At 69.4% G+C, this 17,897-nt stretch carries 15 protein-coding genes; 7 read left to right on the top strand and 8 right to left on the bottom strand.

What is annotated here, in order from left to right:
* Positions 1-14: 14 nt before the first annotated feature.
* Complete coding sequence (locus G5T42_RS08275) at positions 15-1,025, bottom strand: LacI family DNA-binding transcriptional regulator (RefSeq protein ID WP_165127581.1); 1,011 nt, start codon at positions 1,023-1,025, stop codon at positions 15-17.
* 12 nt (positions 1,026-1,037) lie between these two features.
* The gene (locus G5T42_RS08280) at positions 1,038-3,344 is read right to left on the bottom strand and encodes an alpha-L-rhamnosidase (protein ID WP_165127583.1); all 2,307 of its coding nucleotides are present in this window, start codon (positions 3,342-3,344) and stop codon (positions 1,038-1,040) included.
* Between the two features lie 280 nt (positions 3,345-3,624).
* On the opposite strand from G5T42_RS08280, the gene G5T42_RS08285 reads away from it, so the two are divergent.
* The 7 genes from G5T42_RS08285 (at position 3,625) to G5T42_RS08315 (ending at position 12,188) form a co-directional block, all read left to right on the top strand.
* Positions 3,625-4,950, top strand: coding sequence for an extracellular solute-binding protein (locus tag G5T42_RS08285; RefSeq protein ID WP_165127585.1), 1,326 nt, complete (start codon positions 3,625-3,627; stop codon positions 4,948-4,950).
* A gap of 135 nt (positions 4,951-5,085) precedes the next feature.
* Positions 5,086-5,940 (top strand): sugar ABC transporter permease, encoded by an 855-nt coding sequence (locus G5T42_RS08290; RefSeq protein ID WP_206535758.1) that lies wholly within the window; start codon positions 5,086-5,088, stop codon positions 5,938-5,940.
* A complete protein-coding gene (locus G5T42_RS08295) occupies positions 5,937-6,767 on the top strand; it encodes a carbohydrate ABC transporter permease (protein ID WP_241246019.1) in 831 nt (276 codons plus the stop codon). The genes G5T42_RS08290 and G5T42_RS08295 overlap by 4 nt, the downstream gene beginning before the upstream one ends.
* A gap of 47 nt (positions 6,768-6,814) precedes the next feature.
* On the top strand, positions 6,815-8,365 hold the full coding sequence (locus G5T42_RS08300) for a hypothetical protein (RefSeq protein ID WP_165127589.1): 1,551 nt from the start codon (positions 6,815-6,817) through the stop codon (positions 8,363-8,365).
* Positions 8,362-8,856 carry a hypothetical protein gene (locus G5T42_RS08305; protein ID WP_165127591.1) on the top strand — a complete coding sequence of 165 codons (495 nt, stop codon included), beginning with the start codon at positions 8,362-8,364 and terminating at the stop codon, positions 8,854-8,856. Before G5T42_RS08300 ends, G5T42_RS08305 begins: the two co-directional genes overlap by 4 nt.
* 58 nt (positions 8,857-8,914) lie before the next feature.
* Positions 8,915-9,694: a nucleotidyltransferase domain-containing protein gene (locus G5T42_RS08310; protein WP_165127593.1), complete on the top strand. Its 780-nt coding sequence runs from the start codon at positions 8,915-8,917 to the stop codon at positions 9,692-9,694.
* 202 nt (positions 9,695-9,896) lie between these two features.
* Positions 9,897-12,188 (top strand): glycoside hydrolase family 3 C-terminal domain-containing protein, encoded by a 2,292-nt coding sequence (locus G5T42_RS08315; RefSeq protein WP_165127595.1) that lies wholly within the window; start codon positions 9,897-9,899, stop codon positions 12,186-12,188.
* A gap of 53 nt (positions 12,189-12,241) precedes the next feature.
* On the opposite strand, the gene G5T42_RS08320 is transcribed toward G5T42_RS08315, so the two are convergent.
* The 6 genes from G5T42_RS08320 to G5T42_RS08345 form a co-directional block, all read right to left on the bottom strand.
* Positions 12,242-13,846 (bottom strand): amidohydrolase, encoded by a 1,605-nt coding sequence (locus G5T42_RS08320; protein ID WP_165127597.1) that lies wholly within the window; start codon positions 13,844-13,846, stop codon positions 12,242-12,244.
* Positions 13,843-14,400, bottom strand: a complete 558-nt coding sequence (locus G5T42_RS08325; RefSeq protein ID WP_165127599.1) for a TetR family transcriptional regulator C-terminal domain-containing protein — start codon at positions 14,398-14,400, stop codon at positions 13,843-13,845. The genes G5T42_RS08320 and G5T42_RS08325 overlap by 4 nt, the downstream gene beginning before the upstream one ends.
* A 64-nt stretch (positions 14,401-14,464) precedes the next feature.
* Positions 14,465-15,283, bottom strand: a complete 819-nt coding sequence (locus G5T42_RS08330) for an ABC transporter ATP-binding protein (protein ID WP_165127601.1) — start codon at positions 15,281-15,283, stop codon at positions 14,465-14,467.
* Positions 15,280-16,074 (bottom strand): ABC transporter ATP-binding protein, encoded by a 795-nt coding sequence (locus G5T42_RS08335; RefSeq protein ID WP_165127603.1) that lies wholly within the window; start codon positions 16,072-16,074, stop codon positions 15,280-15,282. Before G5T42_RS08335 ends, G5T42_RS08330 begins: the two co-directional genes overlap by 4 nt.
* On the bottom strand, positions 16,071-16,931 hold the full coding sequence (locus tag G5T42_RS08340) for an ABC transporter permease (RefSeq protein ID WP_165127605.1): 861 nt from the start codon (positions 16,929-16,931) through the stop codon (positions 16,071-16,073). The genes G5T42_RS08335 and G5T42_RS08340 overlap by 4 nt, the downstream gene beginning before the upstream one ends.
* Positions 16,928-17,878, bottom strand: coding sequence for an ABC transporter permease (locus tag G5T42_RS08345; RefSeq protein ID WP_165127607.1), 951 nt, complete (start codon positions 17,876-17,878; stop codon positions 16,928-16,930). The genes G5T42_RS08340 and G5T42_RS08345 overlap by 4 nt, the downstream gene beginning before the upstream one ends.
* Positions 17,879-17,897 lie beyond the last annotated feature (19 nt).

The raw sequence follows: 17,897 nt of genomic DNA on the forward strand, positions 1-17,897 counted from the left end.
TCACCCACTCCCTCTCAAGCGAGGCGTCGGGTGGATGTGCGCACGCGCAATCGGGGCTCGAACACCTCGTGCACGGCATCCGTCCGCCCGGCGATCCGCTCGAGAAGCAGCTCGATCGCCCGCGCGCCCATCTCGTCGCCCGGCTGATCCACGGTCGTGAGGCCGAGGGCCGGGTGCGACGCGATGGGCACGTCGTCGTAGCCGACGACGGAGATCGCGCGATCCGCCTCCGCGACCGCGCGCAGCGTGCCGATCGCCAGCTCGTCGTGGGCGGCGAAGATCGCCGTCGGCGGGGCTCCGACCTCGAGCGCCTCGCGCATCGTGCGGTATGCGGCCTCCTGGCCCTCGTCGGTCCGCACGACGACGATCTGGTCGGCGAGTCCGGCGCTCTCCATCTCGGCACGATAGGTGCGCAGCCGGAGTCCGTGCGGCGAGGGGACGTCCTCGTCCGACTCGGGCAGGGTCAGGTGCGTGATCCTGGTGTGGCCGAGTTCGAGCAGGTGCGACATCGCCGCCTGGGCGCCGACGACGTCGTCGCCGGCGACCGTGTCGTAGGCGTCGGACGTGTCGTGCCGCCCGAACATCACGACGGGGCTGTGGACGGCGATCCGCTCGAGCGCCTCCGACGTGACGCGGGGAGAGACCGCGATGACACCGTCGACCTGCCGGTCGACGAGGGCCTCGATGGCGCGCAGTCCGTGGCGGGAGCCCGACTCGGCCGGAGCGATCACCACCTGATAGCGGGTGTCGGCGAGCGCCCGCATCGCGCCGTTCAGCATCCGGGTGAAGAACTGGTTGCCGAAGTCGGGGATCTCGATCCCGATCGTGAAGGTCCGCCCGCGCATCGCACGCGCGGCGATCCGCGGGCGGTAGTTGAGCTCGGTCATCGCCGCGGTGACGCGCTCGCGCATGGCGTCGCTCACGCCGTAGGCGTCACGCAGCACCTTCGACACCGCGGCGCGCGAGACGCCCGCGGCGAGCGCGACGTCTTCGATGGTCGCACTGCGTGCGGGGGTCGGAGCCATGAACCGAGAGTACTAGCGGGCCGTGGCGTCGGCCGGGGAAGGAAGGGCGACGGATGCCGGAGCCGTGAGGCGATGCGTTCCCGGACCCAGCTCGACGTCGGCCGACCCAGCGGGGCGGAAGATCGCCGTGGCGCCGTCGGGCACCACCGCCACGACTCGGAGCACATCGGCATCCGTCTCCCACTCCACCGAAGCGAGGCCGTGCGGGGTCGCGAGAGAGGTCTTCGCCCACTCGACGCCGCCGCCCGGTCGCGGTGCGATCTCGAGACGCGCGTACCCGGGGTCGATCGCGGCGAGGCCGCCGAGCACGCGATGCATCCAGTCCGCGACCGCGCCGAGGGCGTAGTGGTTGAAGCTTGTCATCTCGCCCGGGTTGATCGAGCCGTCGGGCAGCATCGAATCCCAGCGCTCCCACACCGTCGTCGCGCCCATCGTGACCGGGTACAGCCACGACGGGCACTCGCGCTGCATGAGCAGGGCGTATGCCTCGTCGAGGTGACCCGTCGAGGTGAGCGCGTCCATGATGAACGGCGTCCCGGCGAAGCCTGTCGAGATGTGGAAGCCGCTCTCTCGCACGAGCTCGGCCAGCCTGTCGCCGGCCCACGACTGCTGTTGCTCGTCCAGCAGCCCGAATGCGATCGCGAGCGAGTACACGGTCGTGCAGTCGCTGACGATCCGCTCGTCATCGACGTACTCGGCCTGGAAACCCCGGCGCAGCCTGTCGGCGAGCTCGGCGAACTCCGTGGCGTCCTCGGCGCGCCCGAGGATCGCGGCGGCTTCGGCGACGATCCGCGCGGTGCGGTACGCCGCGGCCGTCGCGACGACGCCGCGGTCGGCCTTCGCGTTCGCGGGGTCGCTCGGGGGCGCATCCGGGTCGAGCCAGTCGCCGAACTGGAAGCCGCGGTCCCACACTCCCGTCGGCGAGAGGAGGGACCGCACGCGTCGCGCGTGCGCGGCCATCGCCGGGAAGGTCTCGGCCAGGAGGTCTTCGTCCCCGTACGCGCGCCACAGCGCCCAGGGGACCCACGCGACGGCATCGCTCCACACCGCCGTCGTGTCGACGGGGGCGAAGTCCTCGGGGATGCCCATCTTCTTGAGGATGTCCGGAACGACGAAGGGGACGACCCCGTCCTGGTGCGCCTGCTCGAGCGCCAGATCCCTCAGCCAGTCGCGGAGGAACCCGCCGACGTCGAAGAGGAACGTCGAGGTGGCGGCGAAGACGGCGATGTCTCCGGTCCATCCGAGCCGCTCGTCCCGCTGCGGGCAATCGGTCGGGACATCGAGGAAGTTGCCGCGCATGCCCCACACGACGTTCTCGTGCAGCTGATTGAGAAGGGGATCGGATGACTTGAACCGGCCGATGCGTCGCAGTTCCGAGCTGACGACGACCGCCGTGAGCGCGCCGCCGGCGATCGCGTCGGCGCCGCCCGGCCAGCCCTCGACCTCGACGTACCGGAACCCGTGGAAGGTGAAGGTGGGTTCGAACACGTCGTCGCCGCCGCTCAGGACGAAGACATCCGTCGCCTTCGCCGTGCGCAGCGGTCGCGTCCCGAGCTCGCCGTCTTCGAGCACCTCGGCATGGCGGAGGGTGATGGCCTGGCCCGCTTCGCCGCGAACCGAGACACGCACCCACCCGACGAGGTTCTGACCGAAGTCCACCAGCGTCTTCCCGGCGGGACTCGTCCACACCCTCGCGGGGGCGATGCTGTCCTGCCGGCGGACGGGGGGACCCACATAGGGCTCGAGCTTCTCGAGGTCGAAGTCCACCACGTGTACCGGCATCCATTCGTGGTCGTCGAATCCTACGCGGTTCCAGCCGGGCAGACTCGCTCGCGCATCGATGTGCTGACCGTCGTAGATGCTGTCGGAGACCACCGGCCCGGCGGCCGCCCGCCAGCTCTCATCCGTGACGACGACCTGCTCGTGCCCGTCCTCGAAGGTGATCCGCAACTCGAGGAACCCGGCGATCTCGGGACCGTAAGGGGGAGCGTCGTCCCAGCCGAGGCGGCCCCGGTACCACCCGTCGCCGAGCGCCAGTCCCAGCGCGATGCGTGCGCCGTGCGCGCTCGCGACATGGGACGTCACGTCGTACGTCGCATAGCGCACCCGCCATTCGTAGCTCGTCCACCCGGGGGTGAGCACGTCGTCCGAGACCGGGATGCCGTCGATGAACGCCTCGACGATCCCGAGCGCCGAGACATCGACGGTCGCGCGGACGACACGCCCATGACCTCCGTCGAGGTCGACCTCGGTGCGCAGGAGAGGGGAACGCTCGGGCTTGGTCTCGGGTGCGATGAAGCGGGCGATCCGGTCAGACATTCACATACCTCGTCATAAGTTCGGTGGGGCAGAGCCCGACGGCGGCCTTCCTCGGCCGGGACAGCGGGGCGAGCCTATCGATTCGTGGATCGGTCTACAAGTCGCCCGGAGGAGATCGCCCCGCGTGAAGATAACGATCTGTAGATCAGTCCACATTCGTCTGTGTAGATCGGTTGACACACTGATCGGGCTGTGCCTAGTGTGGCCTCACCCACGCACCGAGAGCGGTGTCCGCCTCGGAGCATCAACAGCGCAGTTCCCTTTACATGGAGGTAAAGAGATGGTTTCCCGCACCACGACCCGCCGAGCGCTCGCCGCGCTGGGCGTCGGCGGCGTCGCAATGGCAATGACGCTGGCGGGGTGCTCCGCCGGTGGCGGAGCCTCCTCGACCGACGGATCGGTCACCCTGTCCTACCTCGTCGACAACGGCGAGGCGACGGTCGTCGTCGCCGAGGCGCTCGCGAAGGCCTTCGAGGCCGAGAACCCCGACATCAAGATCGACGTGCAGACGCGTCCCCAGGGCTCCGAGGGTGACAACCTCGTCAAGACGAGGCTCTCCACGGGTGAGATGGACGACGTCTTCGCCTACAACTCGGGGTCGCTCTTCCAGGCGCTCAGCCCCGATCAGACCCTCGTGAACCTCGACGACCAAGAGTGGGTCGGCAAGCTCGACGACAACTTCGTCAAGACCGTGTCGACCGACGGCGGCACCTACGGCGTGCCGATGGGCCAGTCGATGGCGGGTGCCGTCATCTACAACAAGGACATCTACTCTCAGCTCGGGCTCGAGATCCCCACCACCTGGGACGAGTTCATCTCCAACAGCGAGGCGATCAAGGCGGCGGGTGTGGCCGCCCCCATCGTGCAGACGTACGGCGACACCTGGACGTCGCAGCTCTTCGTGCTCGGCGACTTCAACAACGTCCTCGCCGAGGACCCGGACTGGGCCGAGAAGTACACCGACAACAAGGCCAAGTACGTCGACGAGCCGGCGTTCGCGGGCTTCGAGCACCTCCAGGAGGTCGCCGAGAAGGGCCTCCTCAACGAAGACTTCGCCTCGGCCACCTACAACGACGGCGTGTCCATGGTGGCCACGGGGGAGGGCGCGCAGTACCCGATCCTCACCTTCGCCGCCTCGCAGCTCATGACCAGCAACCCCGACGCGAAGGACGTCGTCGGCACCTTCCCGCTCCCGGGTCCGGACGCCGACACCAACGGCCTCACCGTGTGGATGCCCGGAGGCGTCTACATCCCCAAGTCGACCGAGGGCGACAAGCTCGACGCGGCGAAGAAGTTCCTCGCCTGGCTGGCCACGCCGGAGTCGTGCGACATCCAGGCGGAGTCGACGGCACCGCAGGGTCCCTTCGTCATCGAGGGCTGCACGCTCGGCGACGACGTGCCGGCGATGATCTCCGACATGCAGCCGTACTTCGACGACGGCAAGACCAACCTCGCCCTCGAGTTCCTCTCGCCCATCAAGGGGCCGGCGCTCGAGCAGATCACGGTCGCCGTCGGATCGGGCATCACCTCCGCCAAGGACGGTGCCGCACAGTACGACGAGGACGTCAAGAAGCAGGCGCAGCAGCTGGGCCTCGACGGCTGGTAAGCCGCTGAATCGCTGCGGGGCCGGGTCATGCCCGGCCCCGCAGCCATCGGAGATGACATGAGCACCACGATCGCGCAGCCGCAGAGCGGCAGACGTGCGCCGACTGAGGCTTCCGAGCCCAAGCGCCGCCGCAAGATGAAGAGCCCCTATCCCACGTGGTTCTTCCTTCCGGCGGGCGTCTTCTACGTCACCCTGTTCCTCGTCCCGACCGTCGCATCGTTCTGGTTCTCGCTGACACGGTGGACGCTGTTCGACGTCGAGTTCATCGGCATCGACAACTACGTGCGGTTCTTCCAGGAGCCGCCGCTGGTGCAGGGGTTCGTCAACACCTTCATCTACGCGTTCGTGACGTCCGGCGCGAAGGTCGTGCTCGGTCTGCTGCTCGGAGTGCTGCTGAGCTCTCAGATCATCGGGCGCGGCTTCACCCGCTCCGTGATCTTCTTCCCCGTGCTGGCGAGCACGATCGGCGTCGGGATCATGTTCAAGGTGCTCCTCGACCCCTTCGACGGGCCGGTCAATGCGGGGCTCGAGGCACTCGGCATCCCGGGTCCCGGCTGGTGGACCGACCCGGCCACTGCTCTCCTCACGGTCGCCATGGTCGACATCTGGAAGGGTGTGGGGCTGGCGACCCTCATCTTCATCGCGGGCATGGTCGCGATCCCCCAGGAGTACTACGAGGCCGCCAAGGTCGACGGGGCGAGCTCCGCCAAGACCTTCTGGAACATCACGCTGCCGCTCCTCCAGCCGGCGACCGCGACCGTCGTCCTCTTGTCGCTCATCGGCGGCCTGCGATCGTTCGACCTCATCTGGGCGATCACGAAGGGCGGGCCCGGCTTCACGAGCGACGTCCTCGCTTCCGTCGTCTACAAGCAGTACCAAGCAGGATTCTTCGGCCTGTCCACGGCCGGCAACGTCGTGCTCTTCGTCGTGGTAGCGGCGATCATCTTCCCGCTCTCGTGGTGGTTGAACCGGAAGGGGGACGAGTCGTGAGAAACCGCGTCTGGCGGTGGACCGGCGGCCTGGTCGCGCTCGTCATCGCCGTCGTCATCTTCTTGGTGCCGTTCGTGTTCATGGTCTTCACCGCGGGCAAGACGCAGCAGGAGGCATCGGCGCTCCAGTTCAGCTGGCCGACCGAGTGGGCGTTCTTCGACAACCTGATGACGGTGCTCAGCACGCGGGACTTCCTCATCGTGCGCGCCTTCTTCAACAGCACCGTGCTCACGATCGGCGCCGTCGCCATCATGGTCGTCCTCGGCGCCATGGTCGGATACGTCCTCCAGCGCCGCCGCTCGCGCTGGAACCCGCTCATCAACTTCTTCGTGCTCGCGGGACTCATCATCCCGCCGGCCGTCGTTCCCACGATCTGGGTGCTTCAGGGGCTCGGGCTCTTCAAGACCCTCGTCGGGCTCATCGCAGTGCACGTCGCGTTCGGCCTGTCGTTCTGCATCCTCCTCTTCCGGGCGTTCGTGGCGGGGATCCCGCGGGAGCTCGACGAGGCTGCGATCATCGACGGCGCGGGCCCGGTGAAGCTCTTCTTCCGGGTCGTCTTCCCGCTGCTGCGCTCGGTCATCATCACCGTCGTCGTCGTGCAGGCGGTGTTCGTGTTCAACGACTTCACCTACGCGCTGTACTTCCTGCCGGGCGACCAGAACGCCACCGTGCAGCTGACGACGTACAACTACACGTCGCAGGCGGTCAGCGCGTGGAACCTGCTGTTCATGAACGTGCTCCTCATCACGATCCCGCCGCTCATCATGTACATCTTCTTCCAGCGCCAGATCGTCGCCGGCATGACGTCGGGTGCCGTGAAGGGGTGAGCATTCCGCCCCCTCGCCCCGCCTCTGCGCACGACATCAGACGGTGGGTGGCCGAGCGATCCCCTCAGCCGTTCGCGGAGTCCGACGTTCGACCCACCCCCGCCGATGTCGTCTGGCTCTACGGACCCGGTCAGTACGAGCTCGCGGTCCTCGCGCGGCTCGTGGACGAGGGGTTCGCTGCGAACCGCAGAGTGCATTACCCGCGGAACAACGGCCGGGTCGCCGTCGCGACGGTCTTCCGCACGACCGCGGCGCGGAGCGGGCGATTTCGGCTGCGGGTGTCCGGCGCGGCCTCCGTGACCATCGACGCCGTGCCGGTGCAGCCGCTCGTCGGCGAGGACGGAGCGCTCCAGCTCGATGTGCCGGAGCGCGGGGCCGAGGTGTTGGTCGAGATCGTGGGCGATGCGTCGGTCGTGCCGGCGCTCGCGGTCGTCGGCGCCGACAGCGACGGAGCCTGGTCCGTGAGCCTGGAGGGAGGCGCGTGGACCGAGGCGGCGCGCCGGCGCGGCGGCATCCGTCCTCCGCATCTCAGCCCGACCGCAACAGTGACGCTCCCGCTCGACGACCTCGGCGGGGGACTCCTCGATGTCGGCGCGCCGGTGCTCGGACGACCCGTGTTCGCGGCCGGGCCCCTGCCCTTCGTCGCCAGCGGCGAGAGCCCCGAAGAGGCGGCATCGGACCCCCGTTCGCACGAGACGCGGCACGACGTCGTCCCGCTCGCGGACGGGACATGGACCACCCGGCACCGCCTCGGGTTCCGGTACCTGCGCACCGACCGGGCGGCGTCCGAGGTCAGCGTGGAGGCATCCGTCCGGCCGGCTCCCCGCGCGGGCGCCTTCGCATGCTCCGACGATCGGCTCACGAGGATCTGGGCGGCTGCGCAGTACACCCTCCGCACCTGCGCACAGGGCCTCCTCATCGATGGCATCAAGCGCGACCGGATGCCGTGGGCCGGCGACCAGGCGATGAGCACCCTTGCGAACGCCTTCGCGCTGGGCGCCGGCGGGCTCGTCGCCGACGGACTCGTCGCGCTCGGCCAACCCGGCCACGGCTACGTCAACGGCATCTCGGACTACTCGCTGTGGTGGGTCGTCAACGCCGACCTGTACGTGCGGTACTTCGGCGACACCGCCTTCGTCGAGAGCGAGGCGCAGCGCGTGCACGAATTCGTCGGGGATCTCGCTCAGCACGCGGGCGAGGACGGCATCTTCCGGCCGCTGCGTCAGGTCGGGGGTTTCGTCGACGCAGGCCCGGGCTCGGTCTTCATCGACTGGGGCGTCGAGCTCGAGCACGACCGGGATCCCGTCGCGCTGCAGATGCTCTGGTACTGGGCGCTGCGGAGCGCCGAGCGCTTCCTCGAACGAGCCGCGCATCCTGGGTCCGCGCGGTGGGCTGCCCTCGCCGAGGTGCTCCGAGCGACCCTCCGCACGCGCGCGTGGGGGAGGCGGCCGGACGGTGGACGCAGTACGTCGACTCGACGGACGCCGAGGACGCGCCTTACCCCAACTTCCTCGCGCTGCTCGCGGGCATCCACACCGGTGTCCCGCCGGGCGTGCGGGATGCCGCGGTCCGCCTCGAGGCGGGAACCCCCTTCATGAACGGGCTGCGGCTGCACGCGCTCGTGCAGAGCGGCGACCGGGACGAAGTCCTCGCCGAGATCGAACGGGTGTGGGGTGGGATGCTCGACCGCGGTCCCGGCACGTTCTGGGAGGAGGCGACACTCGCCGGCGATCCGTTCGCGATGTACGGCCGGCCGTTCGGGCGCAGCCTGTGCCACGCCTGGTCGGCGGGACCTGCCGCGATCATTCCGGAGGCCGTGCTCGGCATCCTTCCGCTCGACGACGGCTGGTCGTCCTTCACGGTGGAGCCGTCCCTCGCGCATCTCGACTGGGCAGCGCTCGTCGTGCCGGCCGCGCTGGGTGACATCGTCGTCAGCGCGGACCGCGACGCGGTGGAGGTGGACGTGCCGCCGGGAGCCGCCTTGGTACATCCCGGGGGTGACCGCGTGGAAGGGCCGTCCCGTGTCAGGTGGGCCTACGGCGCGCGCGAAGGCGCACCATCGGACGTGCGGGTGACCGGAGGCGCATAGCGGCGTGAGCGGCCGGCGGCCGCGGCGCGAGCCGCCGTACGAGCGAGGAGCCTCGACGATGCAGCACCACGACGACACCGTCGCCGCCTTCGCCGAGGCCTCGCGGCGAGACCCCGACGCAATCGGCCTCGTGCTGGTGGGATCGGTCGCCCGGGGCACCGAGGGCGCCGATTCCGATGTGGACGTGTACCTCGTGGTGGCCGAGCCGGCATTCCACCGCGCCCGCCACTCGGATCGGCTGAGCTACACCGCCCCGGCCACCTACCCGGGGGGCTACGTGGACGTCAAGGTGATCTCGCGGGACTACCTGGCACGGGCCGCCGAGAAGGCCGACGAGCCCACGCGCGCCTCCTTCGTCGGCGCACGGGTGATCTGGAGTCAGGACCCTGCGCTGGACGCCGTGCTCGCCCGCATCAGCAACCCCGGGGACGAGTTCTTCCGCCGCCGCGCCACCTCGTTCATCGCGCACATGCGACTGCAGGGCGGCTACTTCCTCGCGCAGGGCGAGAAGCGCGAAGACCCGTATCTCACGGCCTGGGCCTCCCTGCACATGATCGCGGCGGCCGACCGGGCGCTCCTGAGCACCCACCGCGTGCTCTTCCGCGGGCACAAGTACCTCCGCGAGATGGTCGCCGCGCTCCCCGGGCTGCCGCCGGACTACGAGCGGCTCGTCGCGGCGCAGCTTCGACGGCCCACGGCCTCGCGCGGTCGCGGAATCATGCGTCGGATCGAGGACGTACGGGAGTGGGATCTCCCCGCCGATGCCACGCTATCCCGCTACATCGAGGAGACGGAGCTCTGCTGGCTCTTCGGCACGACGCCGCCGGAGTACTGCTGACGGAAGACGGATGCCGCGGCATCCGGTCGTCGATCGGTATCTCCCTCACGACCGGGCGCCGCGACCCGCACGTGCGTGCACCGGATGCGACATTTCCACCGCGAACTCTTGACATCGACCCCGGCATGCGAAAACGTGAATCGTTCCACAAAACGTGGACCGATCTACGAATCGGATACCTTCGAGGAAGAGGGCACTGCCAATGACGACATCCGACAAGACTCCGAACGTGCGCACGCGGCGCACCCGGAGAGCCATCGCGCTGATCGTGGGAGCAGCGATCATCTCGACCGGTGCGACGGTCGCCGCGGCGGTCCCCGCCTCGGCGGTGGACTGCAGCACCGTGCCGTGGATGGACGCGGGCAAGTCGGCAGACGAGCGCGCGCAGGCGCTCCTCGACGCGAGCTCGCAGCACCAGAAGTACCGCTGGCTCGTGGAGCAGCCGGCCGTGACGCCGACCCGGACCGACTGGCCCGCCGGGCTGACGGGCGAGGCGCCCGTCGTCTACCCCGTTCAGCTCGAGTGCACGCCGACGATCGTCTACACGGATGGCCCCGAGGCGGTCCGCAGTGCCGGGGTCACGGACTTCCCGTCGCAGATCGCCCTCGCCTCGACGTGGAACCTCGACCTCGCCTACCAGAAGGGCGTCGCACAGGCCGAAGAGGCCTTCGCGAAGCGCAAGAACGTGCTCCTCGCGCCGGGCATCGGCAACACGCGGACGCCGCTCGCCGGGCGCACGCCCGAGTACTTCGGCGAGGACCCGCTCATCAACGGCCTGATGGCGGCATCCGATGTCCAGGGCATCGAGGCGGACGGCAAGGTCGCCGGCCAGCTCAAGCACTTCGTGGCCAACGAGCAGGAGCTCGACCGCCAGACGAGCTCGTCGAACATGGACGAGCGCACCCTGCGCGAGCTCTACACGCTGCCCTACGACATCGCCATCAAGCGCGGCTCGCCCGAGACGGTCATGTGCGCGTTCAACCAGGTCAACGGCGTCTACATCTGCGAGAGCCCGCTCATGCAGAAGGTGCTCAAGGACGACGCCGGGTTCGACGGGTTCATCATGTCGGACTTCGGTTCGGTGCACTCGACGGCGGCCTCGCTCAACGCCGGGCTCGATCAGGAGCTGAACCGTCCGATCTGGTTCACGCCGGCGAAGCTGGATGCCGCGCTCGCGGCCGGCACGCTCACGCAGGCCCGCATCGACGAGGCCGCGTTCCGCGTCGTTCGCTCCTACATCCGCGCGGGGCTCTTCGACAACCCGCTCCCGGCGCAGGCTGTGGCCGACGCCTCGAACGCCGCCAACAAGGCCGTCGCGAAGCAGATCGCCGAAGAGGGCAGCGTGCTCCTCAAGAACGACGGAGTGCTTCCGCTCTCGGTCGCACAGGGCCAGAAGATCGCGCTGTTCGGCCCGACCGCCTCCAGGACGGTGACGACGGTCGGTGGTGCCCCCACGAGCGCCGTCTCGGTGTGCAGCCTCACGCTCCGGTTCCGTCCCACCTCGCCGCCCTCGAACACGCTTCCCTGCGAAGACGTCGTGTCGGCCGAGACGGCTCTCACGGAGCGGGCGGCTCAGGTCGGTGCGACGGTGACCTGGAACAACGGGCAGGATGTCGCGGCCGCCGCTGCACAGGCGGCCTCCGCCGATGTCGCCATCGTCTTCGGCTACCAGCGCATGGGAGAGTTCAGCGACCTCACCGACCTGAAGCTCCAGGGGAACGGCGATGCCCTGATCTCGGCGATCGAGCAGGCCAACCCCCGCACGGTCGTCGTGCTGCAGACCGGCAGCGCGGTCGAGATGCCGTGGCTCGGCGGAGTCCAGGCGGTGCTCGAGAACTGGTACGGCGGCGAGCAGCAGGGACCCGCGATCGCCTCGCTCCTCTTCGGCGACGTGGCTCCTTCGGGCAAGCTGCCGATGACGTTCCCCAAGTCGCTCGCCGACACCCCGACCAGCACACCCGCGCAGTACCCGGGCGTCTTCTCGGACGGCTCGACGACGCGACCCGCAGGTTCGTCCGAGATCCGCCAGGTCTCGTACAGCGAGGGCCTCGCCGTGGGCTACAAGTGGTACCAGTCCCGGGGCATCGAGCCGCTGTTCCCGTTCGGCCACGGGCTGTCCTACACGACGTTCTCCTACGACCGCGTGCAGGTCACGCCCAAGTCGACGAACGGCGAGAAGGAGATCCGGATCATGTTCAAGGTGACCAACACCGGCACGCGGACCGGCACCGAGACGGCGCAGGCGTACGTGACGCTGCCGAGCTCGACCGGCACGCCGGGCTCGCGCCTCGTCGGCTGGGAATCGCTGACCCTCGCACCGGGTGAGCACGCCAACGTGACCATCACGCTGTCGCCCGCCGATCTGGCCGACCTGCACCTCCTGCAGTACTGGGATGCCGCGGCCGACAAGTGGGCGACCGCGAAGGGCACGTACGGCGTCGCCGTGGGCGGCTCTTCCGCCGCTGCGATCGCGACCTCTTTCACCATCAAGTGAGGAGACGGGACGCGGGGTGGAGCTTCGGCTCCACCCCGCGTTCCGCTGTCCGGCTAGTGGCGGAGAAGGCTCCCGCCGATCGCCGTCGCGACCACGGCGGTTCCGGCGAACGCCTCGGCGCCCTCGCTCAGGGGATCGCCCTCGAACACCGCGAGGTCCGCGTACCTGCCGGGCTCGAGGGTGCCGACGCGGTCGTCCCAGCCGATCGCCCGCGCAGCTGCGCGCGTGTATCCCTCGACCGCCATCTCGGCCGTCAGGGCTTGTCGGGGGAAGGTGAGACCCTGGTCCTCTCGATCGTGCGGGCGCCGCAGGCGTGCATCGGCGATGACGCCCCGCGGGTCGAACGGGGCGACGGGCCAGTCAGACCCGAGCGCGACCGTGACCCCCGCGTCGACGAGGTCCCGGAACCGGAATCCGTTCACCTGGGCTCGAACCGGACCGAGCCGACGACTCCACTCGTCCTGGTGGTCGGGCCACACGTACAGGGTCGAGTGGGTCGGCTGCATGCTCGCGATGGCTCCCGACCGCGCGAAGGCGTCGAGGAGATCGTCTGGCATCGTCTCGATGTGCTCGATCCGATGGGGAGCGCGCTCGCGCTGTGCCGGGGTCATGCCCGCGATCGCGGCGACGGCCTCGCGGATCGCCGCATCGCCGATCGCGTGCGTCGCCGTCGCGATGCCCCGCTCCGCCAGCTCGCGGACCGCCCAGCGGAAGTGGTCGGGATCGTGCCACAGGCTCTGGGTGGAATCGCCGAACGTGTCGGGCTGCTCCAGCCACGCGGTCCCGTTGTCGATGGTCCCGTCGAGCACGAATTTCACGCCCTCGATGAGCCAACGACGACCCCCGATGCCCTGCAGGTCCACGACTCGCGTGAGCTCCGATGCCACGTCGGCGCCGGGGTCGAACACCGGGGAGCAGCGGAGCCTCAGGGGCAGGTCGCCGGACTCCTCGAGAGCTGCGAGCGTTCCGAGCGACCGCGGATTCAGATCGAGCAGTGAAAGCGTCGTGAGACCCGTCGCCGCCATCCCGTGCAGGAGCGCGAGGAGCGATGCGGCCTGCGCCTCCGGAGAGAGCGGTGGAACGCGGCCGCTCACGAGGCTGAGCGCCGCGTCCTCGAGGAGCAGCCCGGTGGGCTCGCCGTCGCCGTCGCAGACCACCGACGAGTGCGACGCGAACACCTCCCGTCCCGTCACGCCGGCGAGGCGGAGCCCGGCGGCGTTCACGATGCCCGAGTGGCCGTCGGCCATCTTCACGAACACGGGGCGATCGCCGCACGGCTCGAGGAACCGGTTGTCGGGGGTCGCGCTGCCGAAGAGGTTGGGGTCGAACGACCATCCGAGGAGCCATGGGGAGTCCTCGTCGTCCGGCTGCGACAGGAGTGCCCGGACCACCTCGTCGAGGTCGCGGCATCCCGACAGGTCGACGCCGCGGCGATTCGCACCCGCGGACACGGCATGGGAGTGCGCGTCGATGAGACCCGGGGTGATGGTCGCGCCGCCGAAGTCGACGACGTCGCGCGCGTCCCACTCGGCGGCCTCGTCGCGGGAGCCCACGCGCATGACGCGGCCGTCGCGGACGCCGATCGCCTGAGCCGTCGGCCCGGTCGAGGTCACGTGGACGGTGTCGGCGAGGAAGACGGCATCCATCTTCTGCGTCACCGGGTCGCCCCTTCGACCGGAAGCGCCGCCGGCACATCGTGCCACCGCAGGAAGGGCTCGGAGAACGAGCGGCATAGGCGGATGGCGGATTCTCGGCTCAGACCGCGGTAGCCGACGACGATGCGGATGGACAGGCCGTCGAGCAGAGCGGCGAACCCTTCCACGAACTCGGCCACATCGAGGTCGTCGGGCAGCTCGCCGCGCTCCTTGCCGTACGCCAGCACCCCGGTGACGAGCTCGTTCCAGTCCTTCTCCAGCTGCTCGACGTGGAACCGCACGTCCTCGTCGTGCACGGCCTCGGTCCACGCCTCGAGCCACAGCGAGAGGTCGCTGTCACGGCGGTCTTCAGGGGTGGCCGCGCGGAGCAGCCACTCCCAGCGCTCCCTCGCGGTCGGCATCGATTCGAAGGTCTCGAGCGCACGTTCGCGGAGGTCGCGCTCGACGATCTGAAGGGAACTGAGGAACAGCGCGGTCTTGCTCTCGAAGTAGTAGAGCAGGTGCGCCCCGGTCATCCCGATGCTCTCACCGATGTCGGCGAGGCGGGAATTGCGCACCCCCGCTCGCTGAGCGGTCCGATCGCCTGGCGGGCGATCTCGGCCGCGCGCTGGTGCCGCCTGCTCACCATGATGTGTGGACCTCCGAAGTCGCGGGGAGCTGCGGGACCGCGGCGATGAGCTCCTGCGTGTAACGCTCACGCGGACTGTCGAAGAGCTCCGCGACCGTGTTCGTCTCGACCACTCGTCCCGACCGCATGACCACTGCCCGCTCGCAGAGGTAGCGCACGAGGGTCAGATCGTGGGTGATGAAGATCAGCGTGATACCGGTGTCGGCGCGCAGCTCGGCGAAGAGATCGAGCACGGATGCCTGCACGATCACGTCCAAGGCGCTGGTGGCCTCATCGGCGATCAGGATGCTGGGCTCCAACGCGAGCGACCGCGCTATGGCGACGCGCTGCTTCTGACCGCCCGAGAGCTCGCGGGGGTACGCGCGCTGTGCCGTGGCAGGCAGTCGCACGCGGTCGAACAGCTCCGCGACGCGCTTCTTCCGCTCGGTCGCAGAGCCGGCGAGTCGATGGACCTTGAGCAGCTCCTCGATCGATTCGCCGACCCGGCGCGACGGGTTGAGCGTCGTGCCGGGGTCCTGGAAGACCATCTGGATCGCGCGCCGTGTCTCGATGGAGCGCTGCTGTGTGAGCGGCGTCCCCCGGAACCGGATCTCGCCGGAATGCAGGGGCGCGAGTCCCAGGACCGCTCGCATCAGCGTGGTCTTGCCCGAGCCCGATTCCCCGACGATGCCGACTGCCTCGCCCGCCTCGATGTTCAGGCTGGCGTCCGCCACCGCGGTCACGCTCTCCCGGGCGAGTCCCAGGCGCTCGATCCAGGCCGAGCGCCTCTCGCCGAACTTCACGGTCACGTCGTCGATCTCGAGCAGACTCATCGCATCACCTCTCCGAGTGTCGCAGCATGCATCCGGCGGGACAGGTTCGCATCCAGCAGGGCCCGCGTGTACTCGTGCTGCGGGCGGGTGAGAACGTCTTCCGTGCGACCCGTTTCGAGCATGACGCCGTTGCGCATGACGATGATGCGCTCGCAGACCGAGCTCACGACCGCGAGATCGTGGCTGACGAACAGCATCCCGAGCCCTCGCTCCGTCACCAGCGTCTGCAGCAGCGCGAGGATCTGCGCCTGCACGCGGACGTCGAGCGCCGTGGTGGCCTCGTCGCAGAGCAGCAGGCCGGGCTCGCAGGCGAGAGCCGAGGCGATGGCGATCCGCTGCTTCATGCCGCCGGACAGCTCATGGGGCCACGCGTCGAAGCGCGAGGGAGGATCGGCGATCCCGACGTCGGACATGAGGCCGATCGCCGCAGCCTTCGCCTCCTTGTCGGAGCACCCCGGGTGGTGCTTCTTCCAGGTCAGCTGCAGCAGGCGTCCGACACGGAGGGTCGGATTGAGGGCGAGGCCGGGCTCCTGGAACACCATGGCGGCCGCCTGCGCCCCGGGCTCCGTCTGCGTGAGCGTCGTGCTGCCGGTCGTGTGGAGAGTGGAGGGAAGGATGCCGATGATGGCCCGGAGGGTGAGGCTCTTGCCGCTGCCGGACTCGCCGACCACGCCGACGGTCTCGCCCTCGTCGACCGACAGGCTCACGTTCTGGACGAGTACGCGGTCCTGTCCGTCGAGGATCGAGAGGTCGTCGACGCGGAGCAGCGTCCGGGCGCTCGCGGCGCTCATCGGCTGCCGTCCGATTGGAGGGCGTCCCCGATGAGCGCGAGGCCGAGTGCGAGCAGGGCGAGCACGAGGCCGGGAGCGACGCTGAGCCACGGCGCGACCGAGATGTACGGCTGGCCGGCGGCGATCATGTTGCCCCACTCCGGCGTCGGCGGCTGCACCCCCAGCCCGAGGAACGAGAACGACGCGAGAGCCGTCACGGCGAAGATCAGGTCGGAGGTGAAGTAGACCGCCGACTGCCGCACCGTATTGGGAAGGACGTGCAGCCCCATGATGCGCGTATGGCCGAGGCCGGCGGTCGTGGCCGCGGTGATGTAGTCCGATTCCTTCACGCGGAGCACCTCTCCGCGCGTCAGGCGTGCGTAGACGACCCAGCCGACGGCGGTGAACGCGATGATGAGCGAGCTGACGCTCGGTCCGAGGACGAAGACGAGCACGATCATCAGGATGTACGTCGGGAACGCCTGGAGGAGGTCGGCCACCCGCAGCACGACGACCTCCACGCCCCGGCCGAAGTAGCCGGCCAGGAGCCCGAGGGCGGTGCCCACGAGCGCGGGCAGGATCGTGCCGATCAGCGACACCGGCAGGTCGACGCGCGCGGCGTAGACGACCCGGCTGAAGGCATCCCTTCCCAGTTCGTCCGTGCCGAGAAGGTGGGCCGGCGACGGTGGCGCCAGTGCGTTGGCGACGTCCTGCGCGAGGGGGTCGTAGGGCGCGATCAGCGGTGCCAGGATCGCCACGAGGACGAACCCCGCGACGATGGCCCCGCCCACGATGAGCTGGCCGCGCCCCGAGCGCCGGCGTCGCCGGGTCGGGGGCTCGTCGACAAGCGCGACGGGGGCGTCTGCGGTCGTGGTCATGCGGAGATCCTCACTCTCGGATCGATGACGGCCGTGAGGATGTCGGCCAGGAGGAAGACGAGGACGATCAGCAGGGCGAACACGAGTGTGTACCCCTGGACGAGCGGATAGTCGCGCGCGCCCGCGGCGGTCACGAGGCCCTGCCCCATCCCGGGCAGGCTGAAGGCGACCTCGACGATCACCGTTCCGAACAGTGCGTAGCTGGCCTGCACCGCGGTGACCGTGATGAGAGGAGGGAGGGCGTTCCGCAGCACGAACCGCCGTGTGAGACCGAACCCCGTGAAGCCGAGGGTCCGGCCGGCGAGGACGTACTCCGTCGTCTGCAGCCCGCGGATGGTCGTCCGCAGGCTGCGGATCATCGGCGGGGAGATGGCGATCGCGACGACCAGCGCCGGCAGGAAGATCGACCGCAGATTCTCGGCGGGCGTCTGCCCGAAGCCGGCGACCGGGAACCAGCCGGTGGGGAGAGCCACGTACGTGATGAGCATGATGGCGAGCCAGAACGGCGGGAGGCCGATGCCGAGGACGTTGAACCCGCGTACCGCGTGATCAGCGACGCCGCCGTTGCTGCGCGCGGCGAGCACCGCGAGCGGCACCGAGATCACGATGGCCATCAGCACCGCCACTCCCGCGAGCAGCAGCGTGATCGGCAGCTGCTCGAAGATCTGGGCGCTCACCGAGCGACCGGTCTTGAATGACTGGCCGAGGTCGCCGTGCAGCGCTCCGGCGAGGTACGCGAAGTACCTCACCCAGAGCGGCTGATCGATGCCGAGCTGCTCACGGGCCTGCGCCACCTCGTCCTGGGTCGCGCGCGGACCCAGGACGAGGCGGGCCGGATCACCGGGTGTGAGCGCGAGCAGCAGCATCACCACGAGGAGGATGCCGAGCAGCAGCGGCACCAGACTGGCGAGCCGCCGGACGACGAACCCGTAGCGATTCGAGAGCATGAGACTCACATTCCGTCGC

Source organism: Microbacterium sp. 4R-513, from assembly GCF_011046485.1.
GTDB lineage: Bacteria > Actinomycetota > Actinomycetes > Actinomycetales > Microbacteriaceae > Microbacterium.